We start from the raw sequence: 26,342 nt of genomic DNA on the forward strand, positions 1-26,342 counted from the left end.
AAGGCTGGGGTTGTCACAGAGATTGGCAGAAATTGGCGACAATTAACGAATCAAGCAGAGTAGCTTAGCTTATAAATCAGCCATGATATTGGCTCGCCCCACAATCAAAGGATCAATGGATTGAATATTACGCAAATTTTTACCGGTGTAATGTAATCTATGCAAGACATAACGCATAGCATTTAAGCGCGCTCGTTTCTTACAATCCGATTTAACCACTGTCCACGGTGCTTCTGCAGTATCCGTATGAAAGAACATAGCTTCTTTGGCCGTCGTATAAGAATCCCATTTATCCAAAGAAGCCAGATCAATCGGGCTGAGTTTCCATTGTTTTAAGGGGTGCAATTTACGCTCTTCAAAGCGACGGCGCTGTTCTGCACGACTGACTGAGAACCAGAACTTAATTAAATGAATACCACTACTGGCTAAATGCCGCTCAAATTCAGGCACTTGACGTAAAAAATCATCATATTCTTTATCAGAACAGAAACCCATCACGCGCTCAACACCCGAACGATTGTACCAAGAGCGGTCAAATAACACGATTTCACCGGAGGTGGGTAGATGTTGAACATACCGCTGGAAATACCATTGCCCACGCTCAGCTTCAGTCGGTTTTTCTAAAGCGACTACCCGCGCTCCCCGAGGATTGATATGCTCCATAAAACGCTTAATTGTCCCCCCTTTGCCCGCTGCATCTCGCCCCTCGAACAAAATCACCACCCGCTGACCACTTTCTCTCACCCACATTTGTAGTTTTAATAACTCTACTTGTAAGCGAAATTTTTCTTTTTCATAATTTTTGCGGGACATCCGATTTTTATAAGGATAAACCGCAGATCGCCAGTTATCGACTAATTCATCATCTTTATTAATCATTGTCTTCGGTGGGTTTTGCCAATGGGCTACGGCCGCTTCCAAAGCCGCTTTATCATCAGGTGAAGCACCGTCTAACATCACTTGCAAACGTCTGAGCATTTCGTCTGCATCAGCGGGGTTGGCTTGTTTGGCTTCTGCTAAAATTTCAGTAGCTGCGACAACCTGTGCAGTTTGGGCTGCTGTCACGCTTTTTACTACATTGAGAGCTTCAATCCCTGCCTCTGTGTCATTCGCTAAGTATGCTTCTTTCGTGTCCATCTGAACTCCACCTTGCCTTAATCTGTCATAAGACAAGCGTATGTTATTTGTCAATTGAATTGCGTTGATGAATATCAAAGGATTTCGAATGCTATAATGAAATCCTTACGCACTTAATTATTATAGTGGAGACCAAACCATGAGTTTAAAATTCGGATCATTGATTGCCCTAGCGATGGTTAGCCTAGTGGTCAATAATGCTTATGCGGCAGGGGCTAAACCGGGGCAACGCTTTGGTGATTGGGGGGTTAAATGTGAAGCAGCACCTGACAAAAGTCAGATTTGTTATGTCCAGCAAGTATTATCTGAAAAAAATAGCAAACAGCCTTTAATGATTACTGTCTTAGGCTATGGCAAAGGCAAACCCTTTCCAACCGCTATTTTTGAACTGCCCAAAGGGGTGGATATGAAGCAGGGCGTGCAGTTGAAAGTCGACAAAAACCAAGCCGTCGCCTTCAAAGGTAAATGTGATCAACAAGGTTGTCGAGCCGGCTTTACCTTAGATAATCCAATGATGCAACAAATTTCTAAAGGCCAGCGTGCGCTCTTAGCCTATCGCCCCGGTCCAAATAAAGAGCCAGTTATTCTACCAATTTCTTTAAAAGGCTTAGCGCCCGGCTTGAAAGCTGTTAAATAACGAATGTAGAGATCAACTTTCTTATACCCCAGTATCTTCAAAATTATTGGGGTATAAACTGAACTCTGGCTACTTTGGCTTTTAAGTCTTAGCTATTTACCGATGCAAAAAGAACTAAATATTTCCCCCAATAAATCATCGGAAGTAAACTTACCTGTAATTTGCCCTAAAGCATCTTGAGCCAAGCGTAATTCTTCAGCCATTAATTCACCGGCATTAAACACCAATAATTGCTCTTCAGCCCGCTCAACCGCCGCTTGTGTGGTGTGCAAAGCGTGCAAATGCCGCCGCCTTGCTATGAAACTATCTTCACGCTCCCCTTGAAACCCCATACAAGCTTTTAACTCTGCTTTAAGAACCTCAAGGCCTAAATCATGCTTGGCTGAAATATAAATATGCTGCCCTTGTTTACCTGCTGCCTTACCCGTTAAATCCACTTTATTATGCACGGTTAACACCGGAATCTGCGTCGGCAGCTTGCTCAGAATCGCTTGATGCGCTTCCTGATCCGCCTCAGCCTCCACTTGAGTATCATCGACTAGCAATAACACTAAATCCGCTTTTTCAATTTCACGCCAAGCGCGTTCGATCCCAAGTTTTTCTACCGGATCAGTACTTTCACGTAAACCTGCCGTATCCACGATATGCAAAGGCATACCTTCTAGATTAATCCGCTCACGTAATACATCACGGGTTGTACCTGCAATTTCGGTGACAATCGCGGTTTCTTGTCCGGCTAAGGCATTTAATAAGCTTGATTTTCCGGCGTTCGGTCGCCCGACGATAACAAGATGCATACCCTCACGTAACAAACTACCCTGTTGAGCTTTATGAAAAATAGCGGCTAATTGCTGTTTAATCATGGCTAAACGTGTGGTTACCGCTGAATCTGCTAAGAAATCAAGATCCTCATCAGGAAAATCCAGTGCAGCTTCCACATAGACTCTTAATTCAATTAAAGCGCTGAGTAACTTATCCACTGCCTGTGAAAAACTACCTTGTAAAGAGCGCAGCGCCGAACGAGCAGCTTGTTCAGAACTAGAGTCGATCAGATCAGCAATAGCCTCGGCTTGTACTAAATCAAGTTTATTATTTAAAAAAGCACGCTCAGAAAACTCTCCGGGACGGGCTAAACGTGCACCTAATTCAAGGCAGCGCTTCAACACCATGTCTAACACGACCACACCACCATGCCCTTGTAGCTCAAGAACATCTTCGCCAGTAAAGGAGTATGGGGCTGGGAAAAATAAAGCTAGGCCATCGTCTAAAATTGAGCCATCTTGAGCACGAAATAAACGGTGCTGAGCTATACGTGGGGATGGTAGTTGACCCAACAAAGGCTCAGCCAACTTCGTGAGATCATGACCTGAGATACGAACAACACCAATGCCACCCCGTCCAAGGGGGGTGGCTATCGCAGCAATTGTTTCGGTACTCATCGCGAGTTAAGCATGTCCTACAATCTTTTTATTAATAACCCACTGTTGCGCAATGGATAAAACGTTATTCACCACCCAATACAAGACTAAACCGGCAGGAAACCACAGGAACATAAAGGTGAAAATAATCGGTAGGAACTGGAAGATCTTCTGCTGAATCGGATCCATCTGCGGTGGATTGAGCTTTTGTTGGAAAAACATGCTCGCCCCCATTAGTAAAGGCAGAACGAAATAAGGATCCATGATGGATAAGTCTTTATACCATAAGATCCAAGGCGCTTGGCGCAACTCTACACTTTCTAACAGCACCCAATACAAGCCCATAAAGACTGGAATTTGAATCAGAATCGGTAAACATCCGCCTAATGGATTGATTTTTTCCTTTTTATACAGCTCCATCATCGCTTTTTGCTTAGCTTGAGGATCACTAGAAAAACGCTCATTAATTTCCTTCATTTTTGGCGCTGCGGCTTTCATTTTAGCCATCGACTTATAGCTAGCCGCAGATGGCCAGAAGAATAAGATTTTAATGAAGAGCGTCAACAGAATAATCGTCCAACCCCAATTACCCACAAATGAATGGATGGCCTGCATCACCCAGAAAATGGGCTTAGAGACGAAGGCAAAAATGCCGTAGTCAACCGTCAAATCCAAACCCTTAGCAATGGCTTCGAGGTCATCTTGCATTTTCGGTCCTACCCAAAGTTGGCTAGTAAACAGACCACTCGTACCTGGGGCAATTTCCTTCACAGGGCTACGGACACCTAAAATATAGTTAGGAACACCCATTTGTTGGTTTTCCATACTGTAATAGGTATTTTGCTGATCTTGCGGTGGAATCCAAGCACTGATGAAATAGTGCTCTAACATACTCACCCAGCCGCCGGTAGCAGTCTCTGTCAAAGACTCCTTCATATCAGTAAAACTAATCTTTTTATATTTATCCTCAGCGTAATAAGCACCACCTACAAAGGCCTGCACACCGCTGGTTAAAAAGTTATTATTAACATGACTTGGACCATGCTTTAATTGACGATATTCAGAACCAATCCATGCTTGGCTTGAGTTGTTTTGGACTTCCTCTTCTAAAACAAGATCAAAACTGCCACGTTTCAAGCGATAACGTTTCGTGACAACTAAGCCATTAGGACCTTGCCACACGAGCGGTAAAACCACTTCGTTTTGATCAGGCGCTAGCAGGTATTCAGTTTTTTCTGCGGTAAAATCGGCCAAGTGATTGGGTGCTAAACCATCAACCGTTTGGCCATTGACCGGCTGATGCTGTAAGCCAGACTGTGCAACATAATTGCGCCCATTGAGATCCAGAATCCGCACGGGCTTATCCTTCTCCTCAAGGCTCACCGGATAAGTTAACAAATCTGCCGCGACAATATCACCGCCCTTCGTACTGATCTGTAAATCTAACACATCACTTTTAATACGAATAATTTGCCCCGCCCCACTCACACTGGTGGCAGAACCACTGACATTAGGTACAGGCGGTACAGCTGGTGCACCCGCTGCTGAGGTGGTCTGTGTAGGCACTGAACTAGACGCCGGGTTCGACTGGCTCGATTGTGTACTAGAAGGTGCTAGAGGTTTCGGTGCATGATCTTGTTGCCAGCTAGTCCATAACAAAAACCCCAAAAAGATCAGGGTCAGGTACAGAAACGGGCGTTGGGAATCCATCATGATTCAATCCAATTTATTGGGGAGTTAAAGCTTTAAACGGTCAATTTGGCTTGAGGAGTTGTTTTTAAAGCAGGATATAATCTGCTTAATTGCTCCCATAAGATGTCAAGCTGCTGCAGTATAGCAGCGTTGTTAAGTTGTGCCACCTCAGACTGTGTGATGATCACCATATCTAGTCTTGGTAGCTGCTCGCGATGCAAACGAAAACTTTCACGTGTCAAACGTTTCACTCGGTTACGATCAACCGCATGCTTCAATGAACGCTTAGACAAGGCAAAACCGAGTCTAGCCTGCGAGCTAGAGCTTTCGCGCACACGAGCAAATAAGCCTTGAACCTGAACACGCCGATGCAAACCTCGTTCAAATACATATTGAAACTCACTAGGTCGTGTCAGACGACAGGTGCGCGGATAAGAGGCCACGCTAAATCTAAAGTTTATGGAATTAGATTTTTACGACCCTTAGCACGACGAGCACTTAGAATTTTACGGCCATCAGCAGTACTCATCCGCGCACGGAAACCTTGTTTACGTGCATGACGTAAATTACTAGGTTGGAAGGTTCTTTTCATTGCAATACACCAACAAATAATTGAAATAAAATCGGCTTCACTGGACTTGACTGCAAACAAATGCCTTAGCCCAGTCGCCAAAAGGTCAGGCAAATTACTTGATAAGTCTATTTTTGTCAAGTAAACAGCTTATCCACAAACAAAGTTCTTAGCTTGTGGATAACTTCGTGCACGCCTTATAATAAGCTTCATCCATTCCTACTATTTTTTTCCTGTTCACCACCACGGGACGCTGTTTTATGCTTTGGCAACAATGCCTGACTCAACTTGAACATGAATTTCCTAGCCAAGAAATCAATACTTGGTTAAGAAGCTTACATGCAGTTGAAAAACCCAAAGCACTCTATTTGCTTGCCCCCAATCCGATTGTTTTACAACATATCCATGAGATTTTTTTGCCACATATCTTAAGACATGTGCGTAATTTATCAGGCGATCACAGTTTCGATGTCATGTTGCAAATTGGATCACGCAGTGCACCCAAACCCTTGCCTAAGCCTCCAGTTACAGCCGTCAGTGCTCATCCGTCCCCTGTTGCGCCGCCGACGAGCACTGCGGCCGTGGTTAATCATCCGCTCAACAGTGCCGATTTAAATCTGCTCACACCTGCAGCTGCCTCAGAGCGATTTGTGAATGCCTTGAATATCAAAATGACGTTTGAAAATTTTGTCGAAGGTAAATCGAATCAATTAGCACGCGCCGCTGCTTTACAAGTAGGGGAGCATCCGGGTTCTTCCTATAATCCATTGTTTTTATATGGCGGAGTGGGCCTAGGGAAAACTCATTTAATGCATGCAATTGGCAACTGTATTCTTAAAGCCAATCCTGAGGCACATGTCTTATATGTTTATGCAGAAAGATTTGTGAATGATATGGTGAATGCTTTACGTACCTCACGTATTGAAGAGTTTAAACAGCATTATCGCAGTGTTGATGCTTTATTAATTGATGACATTCAGTTTTTTGCTAATAAAGATCGTTCAATGGAGGAGTTTTTTCATACTTTCAACGCTTTATTAGAAGGGCAAAAACAAATTATTTTAACCAGTGATCGTTATCCTCGTGATGTAGAGGGCTTAGATGATCGCTTGCGTTCACGTTTTAATTGGGGTTTGACCATGCAAATCGAACCCCCAGATTTAGAAACACGAGTAGCGATCTTACGCAAGAAAGCTGAAGATCATGAGTTGTATTTACCAAAGGATATTGCATTTTTTATTGCTAAGCACTTCCGTTCAAATATTCGTGATTTAGAAGGTGCTTTGCAGCGAGTGATTGCGAGTATGCGTTTACGCTGTATCCAAGATATCAATATGGACTTTGTACATGATGTCTTACGTGATCAACTCGCCAGCCAAGATAAAATGGTGTCGATTAGCAATATCAAGAAAACGGTCGCTAAGTACTATAATGTACGTATCACTGAAATGGATTCTAAGCGCCGTACCCGTTCGGTCGCACGTCCACGGCAAGTGGCGATGGCTTTAGCCAAAGAGTTGACTAGTCATAGTTTGCCAGAAATTGGCACTGAATTTGGCGGGCGTGACCATACCACGGTACTCCATGCCTGTCGAAAAATTGTTGAATTACGGGAGTCTGATCCACGTATGGAGGAAGACTATCGGATTCTAATACGGAGTCTAACAAGTTAGGGATAAGTATAGGGATAATTAGGGGGAAAACCTGTGGATAACTTTGGAGGTGAATATCATCCACATCTTATCCACAGCTTAATCCCCTAGTTGCTCAAGGAACAGTTCATGCGCTAATTTCTTTTAAAAGCATTTACTTAGACTACTTATCCACAGAAAATGTTAGCCTTATTATTACTATAGATAAGATATATATCTAAATGAAATTAATACAGACTCGGGAAACTTTACTAGAAGCCTTACAAGCAACCTTAGGTGCTATCGAGAAGCGTAACACCTCAGCCATTTTAGAAAATGTACTGTTAACAATCGCGAACAGTCGTAGTCATTGGCGAGGCACTGACCTTGAGCTAGAGATTGCTAGCTCAAGCTTGGTGATAGATGCTATACCAGGTTCTATTACCCTTCCGGCACGAAAATTGGCCGATATTTGCAAGTCTTTACCGACAGAAAGCTTAATTACGATTGAAGTTTTAGATAATCAGCGTGCTTTAGTGAGTTGTGGGCGCAGTCGTTTTGAATTAGCCACTTTACCCGCGCAGGACTTTCCAAGTTTAGATGATTTGGGTGAAAGTTATCAATTTGAATTACCTGAAGCTGATTTAAAGGTTTTACTGGATAGTACGGCATTTGCAATGGCGAATCAGGATGTGCGCTATTATTTAAATGGTCTGCTACTTGAATTGGCGCCTACTTATTTACGCACTGTTTCTACCGATGGACATCGTTTATCCCTCTATACTTATCCACAGGAAACTCCACTTGTGGATAGTTTAGTGCAGTTTATTTTACCACGCAAAGGCGTCGTTGAACTGACGCGCTTATTACGCAGTGATGCTAAAACCCCCGTTACTTTACAAATTAGTCAGAACCACTTAAGAGTACAGCTGGATCAGCTCCAATTCACGACTAAATTGGTAGATGGACGCTATCCAGATTATCAAGCGGCTGTTCCTGCTAAAGGCCGAATCAGTATTGAGGTAGATCGCAAAGCCTTCAAAGACATGCTGACTCGAGTTGCGATTTTATCGAATGAAAAATTTCGAGGTGTACGCTTGAGTTTGCAGCCAAATGTTTTAATCGTGCAATCGAATAATCCTGAGCAAGAAACCGCTCAAGATGAATTAGATATTAATTATCAAGGTGAGGATTTTAATATTGGATTTAATGTTAACTATCTATTGGATGCGATTAATCATATTAACCACGACAGCATTATCTTGCAGCTAAACTCGCCAGAGAGTAGTGCGTTGGTGACTGATCCACAGGATGAAGCGATTCGTAATGTCATTATGCCGATTCGTTTATAGGTCAAGCTTTGTCCATTTGGCTGCAACACCTCGTGATCCAACATTGTCGAGTGATTCAGCAATGTGAGCTGAGTTTGTCACCGACGGTGAGCTTTTTTACCGGTGCGAATGGCTCGGGCAAGTCCAGTTTTTTAGAAGCCCTCTGTGTCTTGTCTAGAGGGCGTTCATTTCGGACTCAGCGGATTCATGAGGTGATTAGTCAGCAAGCTGATAGCTTGACAGTAACGGGTAGGCTAGTGAATGAGGCTTTAGCGAGTAGTTATCCCTTGGGTATTGCTAAACAGCGTAATGGGCAAACTCGTATCAGAATTAATCATGCTGATGTCAGTCAACAGGCCGAGCTAAGCAGTCATTTGCCGTTGACTTTGATTCACCCAGAGAGCATTGATTTGCTAATCGGCTCGCCGGTACATCGGCGTAGTTTATTAGATTGGTTAGCTTTTTATCTTGAACCTGAGTTTCAGCAGACTTGGAAAAACTACCAACGTATCCTTAAGCAGCGTAATGCTTGTTTACGTGACCCCAATCAACGCTATGCTTTAGCTGAGTGGACGCAGCAATTGATTCAAGCTCAACCTAAATTGTATCAATTTAGATTAAGAGCCACTGAGTCACTCACCACCGCTTTAGCTTCAGTGGAGTTATTGTATGCAGCCATCGGTGCGATTCGTTTACGTTTGCACTCAGGGTTTCCTACCTCACTTGATCCGACGGATACCCTCGCACTTAAGCAGTTTTTTCAAGAGCGTCAAGAGCAAGAGCTACGCTATGGGGTCAGTTTATTTGGTGCACATCGGGGTGATTTGTTGATTACGATGAATGACGAACCTGTAATCCGCCGAGCCTCTCGTGGTCAGTTAAAGTTATTAGGGATTGCTTTATTACTTGCACAGAGTGAGGCGATCAGCACAACTGACACAAAACGTGGTATAGTCGCTATTGATGATTTAGCTGCTGAATTGGATGTGGATAACCAATACCTGCTGGCTCAGGTCTTACAAAAAACTCAGAAACAATTGGTTATCACGAGCACACGTCAACCTTTACCCGAATTTCTACCTCCAGATGCACATTTGTTTCACGTGGAACAAGGCCATATCCGTCTGGTGAATACTTAGGAAAAGTCATGAGCGAGCAACAATACGATTCCTCGAATATTAAAGTACTGCGTGGTTTAGAGGCAGTACGCAAGCGTCCAGGTATGTATATTGGCGATACCGACGACGGTACGGGTCTGCACCATATGGTCTTTGAAGTCGTCGATAACTCGATTGATGAAGCCCTAGCCGGTTATTGCAAAGAGATTAAAGTTGAAATTTTCAGTGATGGCTCAGTGAAAGTTTCTGATGATGGGCGTGGGATTCCTGTGGATATTCATCCTGAAGAAGGACGCTCAGCGGCGGAAGTGATTATGACTATTCTGCATGCAGGCGGCAAATTCGATGATAATTCCTACAAGGTATCAGGTGGTTTGCATGGTGTTGGGGTTTCGGTTGTCAATGCCTTATCAGAACAGCTTGAGTTAACGATTCGCCGTAATGGTAAATTGCACCAGCAAATTTATAAACTCGGTGATCCAGTCGCTCCGTTAGCTATTATTGGCGACACCGAAGGAACCGGGACTTCGGTGCGCTTTTGGCCTAGCTCAACTATTTTTACGCAAACTGAGTTTCACTACGATATTTTAGCGAAGCGTTTGCGTGAGCTTTCCTTCTTAAACTCTGGGGTTAGGATTCGTTTGGTGGATCGCCGTGGTGAAGGGCGGGAAGAGGTATTTGCATATGAAGGCGGTATTCAAGCCTTTGTAGCCCATTTGAATAAGAATAAAACGCCAGTGCATCCTAGTATCGTTTATTTCAGCACAGTACAAGATGGGATGGGGGTAGAGGTCGCTTTGCAGTGGAATGATTCTTACCAAGAGAATGTGTACTGTTTTACGAATAATATTCCCCAGCGCGATGGGGGCACTCACCTTTCAGGTTTTCGAGCTGCCTTAACCCGCACACTAAATAATTATATTGAAACGGAAGGCTTATCTAAAAAAGAAAAGATTAGCCCCACAGGTGATGATGCCCGTGAAGGTTTAACGGCCGTTTTATCGGTCAAGGTCTCTGACCCTAAGTTTTCCTCGCAAACTAAAGATAAATTGGTTTCTTCGGAGGTTAAAGGGGTCGTCGAGGCGGCAATGAATGAGCGACTGGGTGCATTTCTGCTCGAAAGTCCGCAGGAAGCGCGCTTAATCACGGGGAAAATGATTGAAGCAGCCCGTGCTCGGGAAGCAGCTCGTAAGGCGCGTGAAATGACACGGCGTAAAGGTGCTTTAGATATTGCAGGTTTGCCCGGCAAGCTGGCCGATTGCCAAGAAAAAGACCCCGCTTTGTCCGAGTTATTTTTGGTCGAAGGTGACTCAGCGGGTGGGTCTGCTAAGCAAGGTCGTGATCGTCGGACTCAAGCGATTTTGCCGTTGAAGGGTAAAATTTTAAATGTGGAGAAAGCCCGTTTTGACAAAATGTTGGCTTCGCAAGAGGTCGGCACTTTAATCACAGCTTTGGGCTGTGGCATTGGTCGCGAAGAATATAACCCGGATAAATTACGCTATCATCGGGTGATCATCATGACTGATGCAGATGTAGATGGTTCCCATATCCGTACTTTATTACTCACTTTCTTCTATCGGCAAATGCCGGAATTAGTCGAGCGTGGTCATATTTATATTGCTCAACCCCCCTTGTATAAAGTGAAGCGTGGTAAGCAAGAGCAGTATGTAAAAGACGATAGTGCTTTGGAGGCTTATTTGATTCAATTAGCTTTGGATGGCTCACAACTCCATCTTAATGCTGATTCGCCTGCTATCAGTGGTGAGGCTTTAGAGTCTTTATTGCAACATTATAATTCGGCTCGCCAGATTATTAACCGCTTAGCTCGCCGCTATGATCATGATGTGTTAAGTAGTTTACTGTTCGAACCCATGCAGGCAGCCAGTGAAGATTTGAGCGCGGATGCTTATTTCACATGGGTTGAAAATGCGATTAAACAACTCAATGCGAGTATGAATGGTGAGCGTCTATATAAAGTCGCTTTCCGTAAGGAAGATGATAAGCAATGGGCGATTGAGGTGAGTCGTCGTCAACATGGTCTAGACCATGTACTGGTTTTAGATCAAGGGTTGTTCTTGACACCTGAACTTAAATTGTTAATGCGCGTCAATCAAGAGTTAGATGGTTTATTAGCGAACGGTGCTTATATTCAGCGTGGTGAGCGTAAGCATGAGGTGCAGCGTTTCGATGCGGTAGCTGCTTGGTTAATGCGGGAAGCGAATCGTGGCTTAACGATTAGTCGCTATAAAGGTTTGGGTGAGATGAATCCCGATCAACTGTGGGAAACCACGATGGACCCCAGTGCGCGCCGTCTAATGCAAGTTAGGATTGAGGACGCGATTGGTGCGGATCAAATCTTTACAACCTTGATGGGGGATCAAGTAGAACCCCGTCGTGAGTTTATTGAAAGCAATGCTTTAGCCGTTGAGAATTTAGATATTTAAAGTTTCACGTGGAACATCCCATCAGTCATAGCGAACAAGTGATAGGTAAGTATATGAGTAACCCCTTATTAGCCGTAGGCGAGCTACCCAATTTTAGTTCAATTCGAGCTGAACATGTTGAGCCTGCTTTAGAGCAAGTATTGGATGAAAACCGCCAATGGTTAACTCAGCGTTTGCAAGAGACTGTGCAGCCTTCTTGGGATAATTTGATTTATCCTTTAGATGAGGCAGGTGATCGTTTAGAACGGGTATGGTCACCTGTCAGTCATTTGAATGCAGTCGCGAATACAGAATCGCTACGTTTAGCCTACAATGCCTGCCTGCCTAAGCTTAGTGATTATCATACTGAAATGGGACAAAACCAAGCCTTGTATGAAGCAGTTAAGGCAGTTGTTGAAACCGAACAACAACTGGATTTAAGCCAGCAATATGCTTTACAAAGAAGCTTACTCTCCTTTCGTTTGAGCGGTGTCGCTTTAGCTGAGGATAAAAAACAACGTTATCGTGAAATTAGCCAACTGCTTTCGAGCTTAAGCTCGAAGTATTCGGACAATATCCTCGATGCTACCAATGCTTGGTTTAAACAAGTCACTCAGCTCGATGAACTCAAGGGGATTCCTGAGTCTGGTTTGGAGATGGCTCAACAAGCTGCTCAGCAGCGTGACTTAAAGGGCTGGGTATTTACCTTGGATTTTCCTAGCTATTATTCAGTGCTGGCTTATGCGGATAATCGTGAATTACGGGCGGAATTATACCGTGCCTATACCACTCGTGCTTCCGAGTTAGGGTCTAATCCGGCTTGGGATAATACTCAGACCATGCGAGATATTTTGCGTCTACGCCAAGAAGAGGCTGAGCTTTTAGGTTTTGCGAATTATGCAGAATTGTCTTTAGCCATGAAGATGGCCGATACCACCCAAGAAGTGGTCGAATTCTTAATGGACTTGGCCAAACGTAGCAAACCTTTTGCCGAACGAGAGTTTGCAGAGGTAAAGGCCTTTGCTCAGGAGCAGCTTGGGATGGCTGAGGTTCAAGCCTGGGATGTCACTTATATCAGTGAGAAAATGAAAGAGGCTCGGTTTGATTTTTCTGACGAGGATTTAAAGCCTTATTTTCCAGTGAGTCAAGTGATTCAAGGTTTATTTAGTTTAGTCGAACGTCTGTATCAAGTGCGGATTCAACAAGCCACCGAAGTTGATATTTGGCATCCAGAGGTAAGCTTCTATCAAGTGTTTGATGCGGATGGGAGTTTGCGAGCTGAATTCTATTTAGATTTATACGCTCGCCAGCACAAGCGTGGTGGTGCATGGATGAGTGACTATTGTGGTCGTTTTAAGCGTAAAGAGAGCATACAAATTCCTGTTGCCTTCATGACTTGTAATGGTACCCCACCTGTGGGTGATAAGCCTGCACTGTTTACCCATGATGAAGTGGTTACTCTCTTTCATGAGTTTGGGCATGGTCTGCACCATATGCTCACGACCGTAGACTATCCCGATATTGCTGGGATTAATGGGGTGGAATGGGATGCTGTGGAACTGCCAAGTCAGTTCATGGAAAATTGGTGTTGGGAACCTGAAGTGTTAAAGATGATTTCTGGGCATTGGCAAACTGCCGAGCCATTGCCTGCTGAGCTATTTAATAAAATGCAAGCTGCCCGCCACTTTCAAACAGCCATGATGATGGTGCGTCAGTTGGAGTTTGCCTTATTTGATATGCGTTTGCACATGGATCCTCGAGCGGCTGAACCAGGGCATTTAGAGCAGATTCAAGCTGAAGTGCGTGATGAAGTAGCCGTTATAACCCCCCCTGCTTTCAATCGAATGGCACATAGTTTCTCGCATATTTTTGCGGGTGGTTATGCCGCTGGTTATTACAGTTATAAATGGGCGGAAGTACTTTCTGCGGATGCTTATGCACGCTTTGAGGAGGAAGGTTTATTCTCTGCTGAAGTAGGGCAAGCGTTTTTAGCAGAGATTTTACAGGTGGGAGGCTCTCGTCCTGCGATGGAGTCTTTTATAGCCTTTCGTGGCCGTAAACCACAAATTGAGGCTCTGTTACGCCATAGTGGTTTGGTTCGAGCAGCTTGAAGCGAATAAGTCTGTTATTCGTCTTAGCCTTGATCACGGGTGTAGTGGGCTATCAGGTTTATCAAACGGAGTCAGCCTCCCACGCAAGCTCGACTGCTCATCGGCAGTTGATTGCCGAAGCGAATTGTTTTTTGCAGGAACGGGCTTGTAGCGCTAGCGATCAACAAGTTCAGATTAAGCTAAGCTTGACTCCGCAGCCAGTACCCTTAATGAAGCCAGTGCAAGCGACTTTGCAACTCAGCGGTCTCTCATCTGTTGAGGCTATCGAGTTGAAAATTGAAGGTCTCAATATGTATATGGGCTTTCAAACGGTGCAACTAGTCAAGCAAACTGCCACTGACTGGCAGGGCAGTTTTAGTTTACCCGTCTGTAGTGAAAGTGAAATGCACTGGCAAGTTACTGCTAGCGTAGATTCAGCACCGCAAGCTTATCAAGCTCGTTTTAAGCTAGTCACCCAGCGCTAATTTCAGTGCTCAGTTAGTTGAGTCTGAACCCCAACTGAGCCAGTTCTGCTCGTTTAACCGCCAAGCGTATAAACCGGATTCCCCATCGGTTTTTACTGGAGGCTGGCCGCAAATTTGGATTAGATAGGCTGATCCAAACAAACCCCTCACAAAAAATGATTACAAAAATAATAGCCTTAAGCGGGTTTTACCATGCTATTGCTTGGTCTAAACCGTCTCAACTCGCAGGTTTACTCTATTTTAGTTTATGCCTCTTAGGGGGGCAGACTGTTGTAGCGGCAGATGCAAATAAACCAGCCTTGTTCAGCATCCTTGATACGCGAGTCAGTACCGAAACAATCACAGCCTCTGCCCTAAACCCAACTGTGGGCAATAATCTCATTTTAGAAGTACAACTAACAGAGTCTTTGGATGTGCCTCAGCAGGCTATCTATTGGCAAATTAGTGATGCCCAGGGTGTACCGGTACAGCAGGTATATGGGCAAGTACAGGCCTTAAAGCTTAAGGAGGGGCATTACCATATTCAACTCAGTATTGGACAATTTACCCTGCATAAAGAGTTAGCTATTCAGACAGATGTAGTGAGTCGACCGTATTTCAAAGCGGAGCTTGGGCAGCTAGCGGTCATGGCTAATCATACTGCTAATTGGACTATTAATAGTTTGAGTCAGACGAATATCAAGTTTGCAGTTGAGGCTACTCAATACTTAGAGGCTTGGGTACCAGCTGGTTTTTATGAAGTCACCCCAACTTACAGTGGTGTTGCCCGTCGACAAGTCGTGAATGTTTTAGCGGGTCATCTGAGTACAGTCACTATTGATATTCCAGTCGTACAGGTGAGTCTGATTGCAGTTGAAAATAATCAACCCTTGTTTAAACCGGTAGCTTGGACAGTTTTTCGCTTAGAACAAGGTGGTGAGCGTCAACATATAGGCAATTACTATCAACATTCCCAAGGTATTACTGTACCGACTGGGTTTTATGAGGTTATCGCTACTCATGATTCGACAGTACGTAGTCGACAGTTCTGGGTTAAGGAAAATACTATCAATAAGATTATCTTAGCGATGGATTAGTCCCCATCAGTTTGCTGAAGAAGCGTCGGTACGTTGAGCAAGCTTGACGTAATAATTTGCAGAATAGCTAAAAAAGGCGCGTTCTTTCTCAGTAATCGGCCGCATTTGTTTGACGGGGCTACCTGCATATAAATAGCCACCTGCTAATTGTTTACCTGGTGGGACGAGACTGCCGGCAGCAATAATGCTCTCGTCACCAATCACTGCTCCATCCATGACTGTAGCCGACATGCCAATTAAACAACGATTTCCGATGGTGCAAGCATGTAAGACCGCTTTATGCCCAACAATGACCTCATCCCCAATGATTAAAGGGAAACCTGCTGGGGTTGTGAATGAGCTGCCATGTGTTACGTGCAGTACAGCCCCATCTTGAATATTAGTCCGTTCACCAATGGTGATGGGATTAATATCCGCACGAATCACTACCATTGGCCAGACTGAACAACCTGCCCCTAAACTGGCTTGTCCACTTACATAAGCAGATTCATCCACCCAGGCTTCAGGATGAATGTTAGGATAATGGCCTTCAAATGCTTTAATCGTCATCTCAACAAGCCTGCTCTTCACCCGGTGGCAATTGTAGATAAAAGCCATTTTCTTGAATATTACGTTTGACTTCGCTGGCTTCGGCTAACACCATTTTACGCGCAGTTGATAGTTCGAATTCAAACGAAAACTCCGCATCGCCAAATAGCTTTAACAAAGAAGCAGGTACTTGAGAGAAGTCATCACGCTGAGGTAAAAACAAATAAGTTTGTTGTTTACGTCGGCTTCGATACACATAACATTGCATAAAGCATCCTTTTATTCGCGGGTCATTACTTCACTGGAAACTATATCGGCGAAGCTTACCTTATGTTCTACCAAGCCACCATTCATACGCCGTTCAATTCTCAATGCACCCGCTTCAGTGTCTAGCAATTTACCCTCATACTGTTGGCGATCTTTTTGGGTAAGGCGAATGTATTGGCCTTGATATTCGCCGAGTTGTTGGGTATCCACGGCTTTATACGCCATCGTAAATAACGCTGTTTTGGGTAACTCTTTACCGGTGGGTAAAGGTTGGGCGGGTTGATTGGGATCATCATTCGCTGTTTGTGGCGTGTTAACGGTATGGGTCGTGGAGGGGATTTTAACTTCCACCGTAGCTTGATTTGTAGCGACCTCACTCGCAGCGACCGGATGAGTAACTTGCTGCGCCGGTAGTTCAAAGCCAGCTTGATGTGCGTATTGATACACTTGCTTATCAGCACCCGCAAACCAGGTTGCGACCGCTAATAAGAAGCCAATAAAACCAGCCATCACCCAAGCATACACCTGATGCCAGACACTGGGTAAAACCAGGATATTCACGACCGGCAGAATAGCTACAATGCCAGTTAGGAAGTGATGGGCAAAACCGGCAATAATAACCCTTAGCCAGCTTAACAGAAATAGTAGTAGCCCTATAGCGAAGGCAACAATTAATAGATACTCCACAGCTAACCCTCTGAGTATTTTTAATCTTCTAAATAAGTATAACCGATTAAACCTGCTTCAATTTCCCGCAGCAGCATTTTCTGACGATCGGTATTATCTACCGCTGCGGCTAACTTCTTACGGCATTGAGCTAATAGGTTTTTTGGCTCAAAGTGAATAGAGCGCAGTAGCTCGTCAATCGTGTCTCCGCGTTCAGGTTCACTGATTTGATAGCTGCCATCAGGAAACAGTTCCACATTGATCGAGTCGGTATCACCAAATAAATTATGCAAGTCACCTAAAATTTCTTGATAAGCACCCACCATAAAAATACCCAATAGATAAGTTTGATTCGGCTTTAAGGGGTGTAAGGGTAAGGTGGTTTCTAAGCGTCCATTTTCAACATAGCGCTCGATAGTGCCATCTGAATCACAAGTAAGATCTTGCAGAGTCACACGACGGCTGGGGGCTTCGTCTAAGCAATGCAAAGGCATAATCGGGAAGATTTGATCAATAGCCCAAGCATCTGGCATGGATTGAAATAAGGAGAAATTACAGAAATATTTATCAGCTAGACGCTCACGCAGATGGGTTTGAATTTCAGTTTCTAAGGTATTAAAGATTTCAGGGTTAGCAATCAGTTTTTGGCTAATCGCTCGATGTAAGTTTTCGGCTTGAGCACGTTGTTGCAGGTTGATTGCCCCATGCGCATATAAACCATGTGCTTCGCTTAACCAATAAGCCGCATCATGATAAATTTCTGAAGGCGGTACAGTCGTTAGATTTTGCAACAAACGATAGAGATTATGCAAAATGGTTGGATCTGCTTCTTGTGGCTTATGAATCACAGGAGCGGATTCAGGTTGCTCGGGATCCGTATCAATGACATTCGTAATCAGCACCGCATGATGGGCTGTCATGCCACGCCCGGATTCAGTGATAAAATCGGGCATGGGCACTTGATAATCCTCACAAGCATCGAACACGCTACGCACCACGGTATTCGCATATTCTTGTAAGGTGTAATTGATCGAGCCTTCGCTTCGCGAGCGTGAACCTTCATAATCCACCCCTAAGCCACCGCCTACATCAATCACTCGAATATTTGCTCCGAGTTGGTGCAGTTCAGCAAAATAGCGGCTGGCTTCACGCATACCGCGTTGGATGTCTTGAATATTTGCGATCTGCGAACCCATGTGGAAATGTAGGAGCTGTAAGCAGTCGATTTTGCCCGCTTGCTTGAGCGTGGCTAACATATTTAAGGCTTGAGCAGCGGATAAGCCAAATTTAGATTTTTCTCCACCGGTATTTTGCCATTTACCTTTGCCCAGTGAGTATAAGCGTACCCTTATTCCTAGGAGTGGCTCAATTTGTAGTTTTTCAGCTTCCTCTAAGGTTTCTAATAGCTCGGAAGGTTTCTCGACAACGATATAGATTTTGTGTCCCATTTGCCGCCCGATGAGCGCGAGGCGTAAATATTCACGGTCTTTATAGCCATTGCAAATAATCGTACAGCCTTCTGGTGCTGAGCCAAGTACAGCCATAAGCTCAGGTTTACTTCCAGCCTCAAGACCCACTTGCTGTTTGCCACCCGCTAAGATCTGTTGGACGACACTGCGTTGTTGATTCACTTTGATAGGATAAATAGCCGTATAGCGGCTGGTTTGACCCGATTCAGCAATAGCTTTATTAAACGCAATTTGTAGGCGTTGAACGCGATCATGCAGCACATTCACAAAGCGGACTAGTAATGGGAAGCGCATCTCATTGTCTTGATGAACACGCTGGGCAAATTCGTAGAGATCGACTTGTTGTTGGCTATGCGGCAAGCACATAGCAACATGGCCTTGCTCATTAATATCAAAATAACCGTTGCCCCAATGACGAACTCGGTAAAGCTGGCGGGCAGAATCCAGATTCCAATTGCTTTCTGTACGCATGTTAATCCTGCTAAATTTAAAATAATTTGCTGCAATTCGCGCAGAATACTCGCAAAGTTTCTTAGTGGCTATCTTCGTTGCGCTTAGCCAGCTGTGCTTGGAAAAAATCTTCAGCGGCTTCCTCGACTTTTGTCGGAAAATCTCTTGTGCTAAGCATCAAAATCTTTATGATGTTTGGCAAATCTATGCAAGCCAACAACCAAGTTCACTCTATTCCTCTGATTTTCAGGCCACGCTAACTGAAGGAGCGCAGCTGATGGGCAAACCCTTTGAAGCCAATGCGATCGCTGATCAATTTGACCCTTTTGAACTTCATGCCAATCTTAATAAGGCTTTTGGCTTGTGGCAGCAATTTCTATTGCGGGCAACGGGTGCGAGCCTTAAGGCGAAACCACGCTTTTCGGCGGGCGATCTAGCCTTTCAAAATTCAGCCCTGCGTTGGGCAGCAAACCTAGTCTGGCATCCTTTCACGATTGCACAGGCAAACTACCAACTGATTCAAGATCAAGCACAGTTAAGCCAACGAATCGGCCTGCAGATGCTAGGATTTTCAGGAATGAGTCTTAGCGAAGAGTCCAGTCTCAAAGATCGGCGTTTTAAAGATCCGGCTTGGCGTGAAAATCCTGCTGGCGAAACTTTGATGCAAGCCTATTTAAATCTAGCAGATTATTGGAAAAAATTAATTAAGATTACGGAGGGCTTGCCAGAACATGAAGCTCAAAAAGCCGCCTTTTTTTTAAATAGTCTAGTGGATGCCTTGGCGCCTAACAACTATGCAGCTAGCAATCCACAAGTATGGAAAATGGTCTATGACACCCAAGGCGCTAATTTAGTCAAAGGCATGGAAAATCTTCTCAATGATTTTCAAGACGGTGAATTGCGCATTCGGATGACCGATATGAAGGCCTTTGAACTGGGCAAAGATATTGCGACTACACCGGGCAAGGTTATTTTCCGTAATCCGCTCATGGAGCTGATTCAGTACAGTCCAAGTACAGAACAAGTGCATCAGCGTCCTTTGTTAATTGTCCCCCCTTGGATTAACAAGTTTTATATTCTTGACTTGCGTGAGCAGAATTCCTATGTCAAATGGGCTGTTGAGCAAGGGCATACGGTATTTATTATTTCATGGGCTAACCCAAGTGCTGAGCAAGCGCATTTAAGCTTTGATGATTATCTCAGTGCAGGTACTTTGGCCGCACTCGATGCGATTGAGCAAGCCACAGGTGAGCGTGAGGTTAATATAGTCGGTTATTGTTTAGGGGGGACTTTAACCGGTGCGACTTTAGCTTGGTTGACCGCGAATCAGGATGATCGGATTAAAAGTGCTACTTTCTTCACGACTTTGCTCGATTTTTCTGAGCCGGGGGAAATTGGTGTGTTCTTAGATGAGCCGCAAGTGGCTGCTTTAGAGCAACGCATGGAAGATAACGGTGGCTATTTAGATGGCAAGAATATGGGGGCAGCCTTCAATATGCTGCGAGCGAATGATTTAATTTGGTCATTCTTTGTGAATTTGTATTTATTGGGCAAAGACCCTATGCCCTTTGATTTATTGTTCTGGAATTCAGACAGTACCCGTATGCCGGCTGCTATGCACAGCTTCTATCTACGCAAAATGTATTTAGAAAATAAGCTCTGCCAACCGAATGGTCTTCAATTATTAGCGACTGACCTTGATCTGAGCACAGTGACAACGCCAGTCTATTTCGTCTCGGCTTATGATGATCATATCGCGCCTTGGCCTAGTACCTATGCGGGAGCACAATTGTTTTCAGGCCCAGTGCGCTTTGTATTAGGTCAGTCTGGGCATATTGCGGGTATTATTAATCCTGCTTCAGCGGATAAATACGGCCATTGGGTGAATGAGCAATTACCCGAGTCTGCTGAAGCATGGTTGCAAGCTGCTGCCTTGGTGAAACAATCTTGGTGGCATGATTGGGATCAATGGATAACTCAATATACAGGCGGTGAAACTGCTGCCCGTGTACCGGGTAGCGGTCAATTAGCAGCACTGGGCGATGCACCCGGTACTTATGTCCGTGTAAAGGCGAGTTAATATGAGCGAGGCTAGTATTCGACGCTTAGTGTACAGCTGCAGCTTAGCAGTACGCTGGGGTGATATGGATGCATTTGGACATGTGAATAATGCATTGTATCTGCGCTATCTTGAAGAGGCGCGGGTACAAATGCTGGTGAATATGCTAGGTAATCAAATTACTGACGGTGACTTTGCGACGGTGGTGATTAATGTCAGTTGTACCTTTTTAAAGCCGATCACTTATCCTGACAGTGTACGTATTGATTGTTATGTGGGTGAGCTTGGACGTTCAAGCTTTATGACTTGGTATGAAGTGTTTGCGCTTTCTGCTCCTAATGAAATGGCGAGTGAAGGTTCTGCTAAAGTCGTATGGATGGATCGGCGTACTGGTAAGTCTGCCCCACTCCCCGCTTATCTGGTGCAGGCAGTTACTGGCTAATACCTCGGGCATGGCCGCCGTTTTTAGCGACTGGCCTCCTTGAAGCAAGTCCTTGCCGTGCTCCCCTCCTTCAGGGTGCTTGACCCTTGGCGAGAATTAATGTTCATATCCCTGTTTTCTGGATCAGTTTAGTGGGATGGTATGGACATTCAAGCGCAGCATCTTTATCTCCAAAAGCAAATTGATGCACTGACGACGGTGCTCCCTATTCAAGCGCCGCTGCCGGATTTTGTACATTTCAATCCCTTGATGCATTATGAGCAATTACCCTTTGCACAAGCTTTAAAACAGGTTTATCAGCGTACCGGTGCACTGGCTTATCTCAGCCAAAGTGAGTACCGACGTTTTTATGACCAAGGGCGAATTACAGCCGCTGATTTACAGGCGGTATTAGCCAGTGAGCCCGAGTTTGGCTCTGATGAGCAAATCTTAGAGGGCTGGACTGTCCGTGATTTAAGCCAGTTAATGCTCTTGCATCCCATTAAAAAGCTCAGTTATCGACAAGTTCGCTGGAAGATTGAAGAAGAGCAAGCGCTTGAGAAATTTCAGTCTGCCGTGGCAGCCACTAGCCAAACTCGTTTATTGCAAGCCGCACACGTCGATCCTGCCAATCCGGGATCAGCCCTACAGGCTTTATGGAAAGCAACTTTAAGCCTGCTGGATATTCACGAAGATTTTTCTCATCCCGAGGCAGTGACTTATTTAAGTGCCAGTAATTTGAGCCACTTATGGCAGGAGATTAAAGAAACAGCACATTTAGATGAGCTGGATATGGAGCAGCAAGTCACCCATGCTGGCCATGAACGCCTGCATCGGTTAATTGAGCAAGTCGGCCCGATGACAACTTTACGCGGCTTATTAAAAGCTCTGACAGGGGAAGATGTCTTACATACTTTATGCCCGTTGCTATTTCGTCAGTTAGGTCAATGGTTAGATTTAGAGCTTTCGGGGTTAAGTGAGAAGTCAGGTGGCTTTTTAGCCTATTGGAAAAATTTAGCATTGAATGATCATTTTCCGGGGTTTAGTGAGTTAGATCCTTGGCATGATTACATCCTGTCTCTAGAGGATAATCCCTTAACCATTATTCGCAGTGAATTAATGCGAATTGGTATTGCTCGTGAAAATTGGGGCGCTTATTTGCGGAGCTTGGCGTTGGAAATGCCGGGTTGGTCAGGAATGGTGAATTGGCGCGCCCAGCATCCGCAGTATGCAGAGCAACCGACAGCGGTGGCGATGGCTGATTATTTAGCAGTACGTCTCGTCTTAGAGCATTTGCACTGCCGCCAAGTCACTCGTGAGTATTGGAATATTGAAGCTTCTTTGCCTGAGCTAAGGGGTTATTTCAATCATAATTTACCTGAATTATTAGTTCGTTTTTATGCTTGGCAAGCTCGGTTGCCTGAGCATTTGCAAATGCTGGCTTCCGGTTTGTTGAGTGGGATTGGTGATGAGATTTCAGCGGAGCAATGGCATCAGCTGGCTCATATGATTATGACGTGGAAATTAGCCGCTGGCACGACTTTGCCCGTTCGTATGGATATGTACCAAGTGGTATGGCGGGTATTTGTCTTATCCCAGCATCTAGGCTTAGCTGCTTCACAGCTAGAACGATTAACTCGGGAGCAGATCGGACGAATTAGCTTGTTGATGCAAGCTTTGGATGATCCGAATACGCGGGGTTATTTATGGCTACGTGCCTATGAGCATCATTATCGCTTATCGGTATTTAATGCTTTAATGAGTCCTATCCAATTGAATCAGCCAAGTCAGCCCTTAGCTCAATTATTGTTTTGTATGGATGATCGTGAGGAGTCGATGCGACGGCATTTAGAGGAAATCGAGCCACGCTTTGTCACTTTGGGGGTCGCGGGGGTTTTTGGTTTGCCTAACTACTGGCGCAGCTTTAATAATCCAAAAATGCTGAAATTGGCTCAACCAGTGGTAACAGCTGTCCATGAGTTTCGTGAAGTAGCCGACCCGAGCGATTCGCCTGCAGAGATTGCTGGTTATAGTCATAAACTGAGTCGTTTAGAAAAGCTTAAATTATTTAAAAGTCATGCCTTACGTCAAAGTGCTTGGCAAACTTGCTTGAGTTTACCCGTCCTAAGTGGCTTAGCGCTGAGTGAATTATTGGGGCGTAGTTTAGCGGCAGGTTCTTATCAACAGCATAAACAACACCTGATTAAAAACTTGTTAAAACCCGTCAATTTACGAGTGGACTACACGGCAGCCACAGCGACTGCGACCCTAAAAACGACTCAAGCTCCCCAGTCGGCGCTTCAACTGGGCCTGAATTTAGAAGAGAAAATCGAAAAGATTGCTGTGTTTATTAAGGCGGCGGGTTTTACCCAACGGTTTGCACGTCTAGTCTGTTTAATCGCCCATCGTGCCCAGCATTTGAATAATCCTCATTTGCTGGCTTATGGTTGTGGGGCTTGTAGTGGTCGTTTTGGGGGGCCGAATGCACGGGCTTTTGTGGGCAGTATCAATGATCCAGAGGTACGTGCGGGTTTAGCACTTAAGCATCATATTCATCTTCCAGCCGATTGTTGGTTTGTCGCTGCTGAGCACGATACGACCAATGATGATATTACTTGGTTTGACACCGATTTAATCCCTAATACCCATCAGGCTGAATTTGAACATTTGCAAGCACAATTAGTTAAAGCTTCCCGTGCTTCAGCCCATGAGCGCTGTCGAAAGTTTGCGACCGCTCCTTTAACCCTCTCCCCTCTACAAGCCTATCGACATGTCCATAACCGTGCGGCAGCTCCCGACCAAGCGCGGGCAGAATTAGGGCATCAAGGTTGTGCAGTCGCTTTTATTGGTAAGCGCACGATGAGCCAACAACGCTTTTGGGATCGGCGTTCCTTCTTAATTTCATATGATTATGCACAAGACCCTGAAGGGCGTTTATTAGAGGGGCAATTATTAGGAAATGGTGTGGTCGGGGTAGGGATTGTACTCGATTATTATTTTTCACGGATTCAAAACGGTTATTTAGGGTCGGGCAGCAAGATCTTACATAATTTAGTCGGGGGCTTTGCAGTTATGGAGGGTACAGCTAGCGATTTACGCACAGGGCTGGCACAGCAAATGACTGAGCTACATGAGCCGATGCGTTTATTAGTCGTGGTAGAGGCTTTAGTCGAAACTGTAACCGCGATTTATCAGCGGCAAGCTTATTTAAAACAGTTATTAGATAATGAATGGCTGCAATTGGCTGTAAAAGATCCGCAAGCTGAAGCTTTATATGAATTTATTCCAGGTAAGGGATTGATAAAATGGGATAATATTCCCCTACCTTTACCCGTTAGCTCAAGCTCGTTGGATTGGTATTTAGGTAAGCGTGATTATTTACCACCTGCCAAAATTATGAGTGTCGCCGCTTGATAACTGAACCAATCCTCTGAAAATGAGTCCATAATCTGTTTAGGGAAGATGCCAAGCTAACCTTATGATGGAGACTCAAGATTAAGATGCAAACGGTGATCTATTTATTGGGTTTACTCCTAGCCGTGAGTTTACCCCTCCAAGCGGATACGCATAATCTGTTGCCTGTGCAGGAGGCGGTGGCTGCTGAAGCACCCGTGGATTCAGATAGCAAAAAACTCATGCAGGAGCTATGTGAAAGTTATGCAAATGATGAAGGTTTACAAGGTAGTGAGCGTGAGGCCAATATTAATACCTGTTTAATCAGTATGACGACGGATCTATCCGATATAGAAACGACCGCCAGTGCCATCGTTGAACTCAATGAGCCGCCGATAGATGAAGTCGCAACTCATCCAGAAGCTTTGATCGCCAATGAGCTAGTCGACCAACCCCTCCCCGGTTCAGAAGAACTCATTACGCATACACCGCTCAAGACTGAATAGAGCTATTGACCTGCCCGATAATACATCTTAAGGTGTTTGGATAACTAATAGCAAAGACCTAAGGCTTAAGGTCTATTATCGGGGGCTGATGATGTCTGGGAATCCAATTTTGACTGTGGGCACAGTTAACCAAAAAACAACCGAAGCGGAGGTCTTTGTCGGTGGGCAGTTTTTGCTGACACAAGGAATCAAAGCTGAGCTGGCTAAATTAGAGCAAGTCGCACAAAATTTCGAAAATGATCCATTAACTTTAAGCCTACTCAGTGCTTATCTAAAGCGTTGGTATGCAGGGCGCTTAAATGGTTTAGATAGTATTCCCGTGTTGCTTGATCAACGTCCGCATGGACGGGCATTACGTCGAGTGCTGGCTGCGTTTCAATTAAAGTTAGCGGGGGCCTCTGACATGACTTTGCTGTATTTGCTGAGTCTCAGTGATCAAGCCGTGCCACAATTACCGATGAAACTAGTTTTTCGCTCTACCTTTGTGGAGCGTTGGTTGAGCCGTCGTGATGATTATATTCGCTTCCTAGCTCCGTTAGGGCGCTTAAACGAAGATCATTGGCATTGGGTGATTGAGAACCTACGCCGTCTGCATTTATTAGCACCACCGATTCCAAGTCACCATGATTTATTGCTAGTTCCTGAGCCAATTCGTGGTTATTTACGTGAAGAGCTCCGTTTAAAGAATCCAGTCGCCTATAAACAAGGCTGCTTGGATATGGAAAAACTATTTCGCGAAACGGTGGTACAGCTGTATGCACCTGAACCTGAGATTGAGGAAAAACCTAAACCCATCTTATGGGAAATGAGTGAATTAGACACAGCTCAGCAACAAGTACTGGCTTTACGTTGCTCTCTAGCCTCTTTGCGCCAGCATAGTCATGATTTGCACCAACATTTATTAAGTATGCGTACTGCAAATTTAGTTCTCTCAACCCAAGAAAATAATCTACAGTCAGCCTAGCTAGTTGAAA

At 44.7% G+C, this 26,342-nt stretch carries 22 protein-coding genes; 13 read left to right on the forward strand and 9 right to left on the reverse strand.

The window, feature by feature from the left end; all coding sequences use genetic code 11:
* Positions 1–69: 69 nt before the first annotated feature.
* Positions 70–879, reverse strand: coding sequence for a polyphosphate kinase 2 (gene ppk2 / locus B5D50_RS14620; protein WP_234975894.1), 810 nt, complete (start codon positions 877–879; stop codon positions 70–72).
* Positions 880–1,276: 397 nt separating this feature from the next.
* On the opposite strand from ppk2, the gene B5D50_RS14625 reads away from it, so the two are divergent.
* Positions 1,277–1,774 (forward strand): invasion associated locus B family protein, encoded by a 498-nt coding sequence (locus B5D50_RS14625; RefSeq protein WP_078923398.1) that lies wholly within the window; start codon positions 1,277–1,279, stop codon positions 1,772–1,774.
* Positions 1,775–1,866: 92 nt separating this feature from the next.
* On the opposite strand, the gene mnmE is transcribed toward B5D50_RS14625, so the two are convergent.
* The 4 genes from mnmE to rpmH are packed head-to-tail and all read right to left on the reverse strand — an operon-like array spanning position 1,867 to position 5,476.
* Positions 1,867–3,213: a tRNA uridine-5-carboxymethylaminomethyl(34) synthesis GTPase MnmE gene (mnmE, locus tag B5D50_RS14630; RefSeq protein WP_078923399.1), complete on the reverse strand. Its 1,347-nt coding sequence runs from the start codon at positions 3,211–3,213 to the stop codon at positions 1,867–1,869.
* A gap of 6 nt (positions 3,214–3,219) precedes the next feature.
* Complete coding sequence (gene yidC, locus B5D50_RS14635) at positions 3,220–4,905, reverse strand: membrane protein insertase YidC (RefSeq protein ID WP_234975892.1); 1,686 nt, start codon at positions 4,903–4,905, stop codon at positions 3,220–3,222.
* 32 nt (positions 4,906–4,937) lie between these two features.
* The gene (rnpA, locus tag B5D50_RS14640) at positions 4,938–5,327 is read right to left on the reverse strand and encodes a ribonuclease P protein component (RefSeq protein ID WP_078923400.1); all 390 of its coding nucleotides are present in this window, start codon (positions 5,325–5,327) and stop codon (positions 4,938–4,940) included.
* 14 nt (positions 5,328–5,341) lie between these two features.
* Positions 5,342–5,476, reverse strand: coding sequence for a 50S ribosomal protein L34 (rpmH, locus tag B5D50_RS14645; RefSeq protein ID WP_078923401.1), 135 nt, complete (start codon positions 5,474–5,476; stop codon positions 5,342–5,344).
* 239 nt (positions 5,477–5,715) lie between these two features.
* Here rpmH and dnaA point away from each other — a divergent pair, with 239 nt between their 5' ends.
* The 7 genes from dnaA (at position 5,716) to B5D50_RS14680 (ending at position 15,609) form a co-directional block, all read left to right on the forward strand.
* A complete protein-coding gene (gene dnaA / locus B5D50_RS14650) occupies positions 5,716–7,128 on the forward strand; it encodes a chromosomal replication initiator protein DnaA (protein WP_078923402.1) in 1,413 nt (470 codons plus the stop codon).
* Between the two features lie 200 nt (positions 7,129–7,328).
* Positions 7,329–8,438, forward strand: coding sequence for a DNA polymerase III subunit beta (gene dnaN / locus B5D50_RS14655; protein ID WP_078923403.1), 1,110 nt, complete (start codon positions 7,329–7,331; stop codon positions 8,436–8,438).
* Between the two features lie 8 nt (positions 8,439–8,446).
* Complete coding sequence (gene recF / locus B5D50_RS14660; protein WP_234975893.1) at positions 8,447–9,556, forward strand: DNA replication/repair protein RecF; 1,110 nt, start codon at positions 8,447–8,449, stop codon at positions 9,554–9,556.
* An 8-nt stretch (positions 9,557–9,564) separates the two neighbouring features.
* Positions 9,565–11,979, forward strand: coding sequence for a DNA topoisomerase (ATP-hydrolyzing) subunit B (gene gyrB, locus B5D50_RS14665; RefSeq protein ID WP_078923404.1), 2,415 nt, complete (start codon positions 9,565–9,567; stop codon positions 11,977–11,979).
* 53 nt (positions 11,980–12,032) lie between these two features.
* Entirely contained in the window at positions 12,033–14,069 is a 2,037-nt protein-coding gene (locus B5D50_RS14670; RefSeq protein WP_078923405.1) for a M3 family metallopeptidase, read from the forward strand.
* Positions 14,066–14,533: a hypothetical protein gene (locus B5D50_RS14675; protein ID WP_078923406.1), complete on the forward strand. Its 468-nt coding sequence runs from the start codon at positions 14,066–14,068 to the stop codon at positions 14,531–14,533. The genes B5D50_RS14670 and B5D50_RS14675 overlap by 4 nt, the downstream gene beginning before the upstream one ends.
* Positions 14,534–14,688: 155 nt before the next feature.
* A complete protein-coding gene (locus B5D50_RS14680) occupies positions 14,689–15,609 on the forward strand; it encodes a hypothetical protein (protein WP_078923407.1) in 921 nt (306 codons plus the stop codon).
* A gap of 6 nt (positions 15,610–15,615) precedes the next feature.
* On the opposite strand, the gene B5D50_RS14685 is transcribed toward B5D50_RS14680, so the two are convergent.
* From B5D50_RS14685 to speA, 4 genes are all read right to left on the reverse strand, one after another.
* Positions 15,616–16,158 carry a gamma carbonic anhydrase family protein gene (locus tag B5D50_RS14685; protein WP_078923408.1) on the reverse strand — a complete coding sequence of 181 codons (543 nt, stop codon included), beginning with the start codon at positions 16,156–16,158 and terminating at the stop codon, positions 15,616–15,618.
* A gap of 1 nt (position 16,159) precedes the next feature.
* Positions 16,160–16,405 carry a YcgL domain-containing protein gene (locus B5D50_RS14690; protein WP_078923409.1) on the reverse strand — a complete coding sequence of 82 codons (246 nt, stop codon included), beginning with the start codon at positions 16,403–16,405 and terminating at the stop codon, positions 16,160–16,162.
* A gap of 11 nt (positions 16,406–16,416) precedes the next feature.
* A complete protein-coding gene (locus tag B5D50_RS14695) occupies positions 16,417–16,965 on the reverse strand; it encodes a hypothetical protein (protein ID WP_159448649.1) in 549 nt (182 codons plus the stop codon).
* Between the two features lie 146 nt (positions 16,966–17,111).
* Complete coding sequence (gene speA / locus B5D50_RS14700) at positions 17,112–19,010, reverse strand: biosynthetic arginine decarboxylase (RefSeq protein WP_078923411.1); 1,899 nt, start codon at positions 19,008–19,010, stop codon at positions 17,112–17,114.
* A gap of 256 nt (positions 19,011–19,266) precedes the next feature.
* Between speA and B5D50_RS14705 the strand changes: the two genes are divergently transcribed.
* From B5D50_RS14705 to B5D50_RS14725, 5 genes are all read left to right on the forward strand, one after another.
* Positions 19,267–21,069, forward strand: coding sequence for a PHA/PHB synthase family protein (locus B5D50_RS14705; protein WP_078923454.1), 1,803 nt, complete (start codon positions 19,267–19,269; stop codon positions 21,067–21,069).
* Position 21,070: 1 nt separating this feature from the next.
* Positions 21,071–21,490: an acyl-CoA thioesterase gene (locus tag B5D50_RS14710; RefSeq protein WP_078923412.1), complete on the forward strand. Its 420-nt coding sequence runs from the start codon at positions 21,071–21,073 to the stop codon at positions 21,488–21,490.
* Positions 21,491–21,631: 141 nt separating this feature from the next.
* Entirely contained in the window at positions 21,632–24,883 is a 3,252-nt protein-coding gene (locus tag B5D50_RS14715; protein WP_078923413.1) for a putative inorganic carbon transporter subunit DabA, read from the forward strand.
* 86 nt (positions 24,884–24,969) lie between these two features.
* Complete coding sequence (locus B5D50_RS14720) at positions 24,970–25,368, forward strand: hypothetical protein (protein WP_078923414.1); 399 nt, start codon at positions 24,970–24,972, stop codon at positions 25,366–25,368.
* Positions 25,369–25,483: 115 nt separating this feature from the next.
* Positions 25,484–26,332, forward strand: coding sequence for a hypothetical protein (locus tag B5D50_RS14725; protein WP_159448650.1), 849 nt, complete (start codon positions 25,484–25,486; stop codon positions 26,330–26,332).
* Positions 26,333–26,342 lie beyond the last annotated feature (10 nt).

Source organism: Thiothrix eikelboomii, assembly GCF_900167255.1.
GTDB lineage: Bacteria > Pseudomonadota > Gammaproteobacteria > Thiotrichales > Thiotrichaceae > Thiolinea > Thiolinea eikelboomii.

What these genes read in the sequence shown, in the direction of transcription:
- ppk2 (WP_234975894.1), bottom strand. Translation starts at nt 879, where the DNA reads ATGATTAATAAAGATGATGAATTAGTCGATAACTGGCGATCTGCGGTT.
- B5D50_RS14625 (WP_078923398.1), top strand. Translation starts at nt 1,277, where the DNA reads ATGAGTTTAAAATTCGGATCATTGATTGCCCTAGCGATGGTTAGCCTA.
- mnmE (WP_078923399.1), bottom strand. Translation starts at nt 3,213, where the DNA reads ATGAGTACCGAAACAATTGCTGCGATAGCCACCCCCCTTGGACGGGGT.
- yidC (WP_234975892.1), bottom strand. Translation starts at nt 4,905, where the DNA reads ATGATGGATTCCCAACGCCCGTTTCTGTACCTGACCCTGATCTTTTTG.
- rpmH (WP_078923401.1), bottom strand. Translation starts at nt 5,476, where the DNA reads ATGAAAAGAACCTTCCAACCTAGTAATTTACGTCATGCACGTAAACAA.
- dnaA (WP_078923402.1), top strand. Translation starts at nt 5,716, where the DNA reads ATGCTTTGGCAACAATGCCTGACTCAACTTGAACATGAATTTCCTAGC.
- dnaN (WP_078923403.1), top strand. Translation starts at nt 7,329, where the DNA reads ATGAAATTAATACAGACTCGGGAAACTTTACTAGAAGCCTTACAAGCA.
- gyrB (WP_078923404.1), top strand. Translation starts at nt 9,565, where the DNA reads ATGAGCGAGCAACAATACGATTCCTCGAATATTAAAGTACTGCGTGGT.
- B5D50_RS14670 (WP_078923405.1), top strand. Translation starts at nt 12,033, where the DNA reads ATGAGTAACCCCTTATTAGCCGTAGGCGAGCTACCCAATTTTAGTTCA.
- B5D50_RS14680 (WP_078923407.1), top strand. Translation starts at nt 14,689, where the DNA reads ATGATTACAAAAATAATAGCCTTAAGCGGGTTTTACCATGCTATTGCT.
- B5D50_RS14685 (WP_078923408.1), bottom strand. Translation starts at nt 16,158, where the DNA reads ATGACGATTAAAGCATTTGAAGGCCATTATCCTAACATTCATCCTGAA.
- B5D50_RS14690 (WP_078923409.1), bottom strand. Translation starts at nt 16,405, where the DNA reads ATGCAATGTTATGTGTATCGAAGCCGACGTAAACAACAAACTTATTTG.
- speA (WP_078923411.1), bottom strand. Translation starts at nt 19,010, where the DNA reads ATGCGTACAGAAAGCAATTGGAATCTGGATTCTGCCCGCCAGCTTTAC.
- B5D50_RS14705 (WP_078923454.1), top strand. Translation starts at nt 19,267, where the DNA reads ATGGGCAAACCCTTTGAAGCCAATGCGATCGCTGATCAATTTGACCCT.
- B5D50_RS14710 (WP_078923412.1), top strand. Translation starts at nt 21,071, where the DNA reads ATGAGCGAGGCTAGTATTCGACGCTTAGTGTACAGCTGCAGCTTAGCA.
- B5D50_RS14715 (WP_078923413.1), top strand. Translation starts at nt 21,632, where the DNA reads ATGGACATTCAAGCGCAGCATCTTTATCTCCAAAAGCAAATTGATGCA.
- B5D50_RS14720 (WP_078923414.1), top strand. Translation starts at nt 24,970, where the DNA reads ATGCAAACGGTGATCTATTTATTGGGTTTACTCCTAGCCGTGAGTTTA.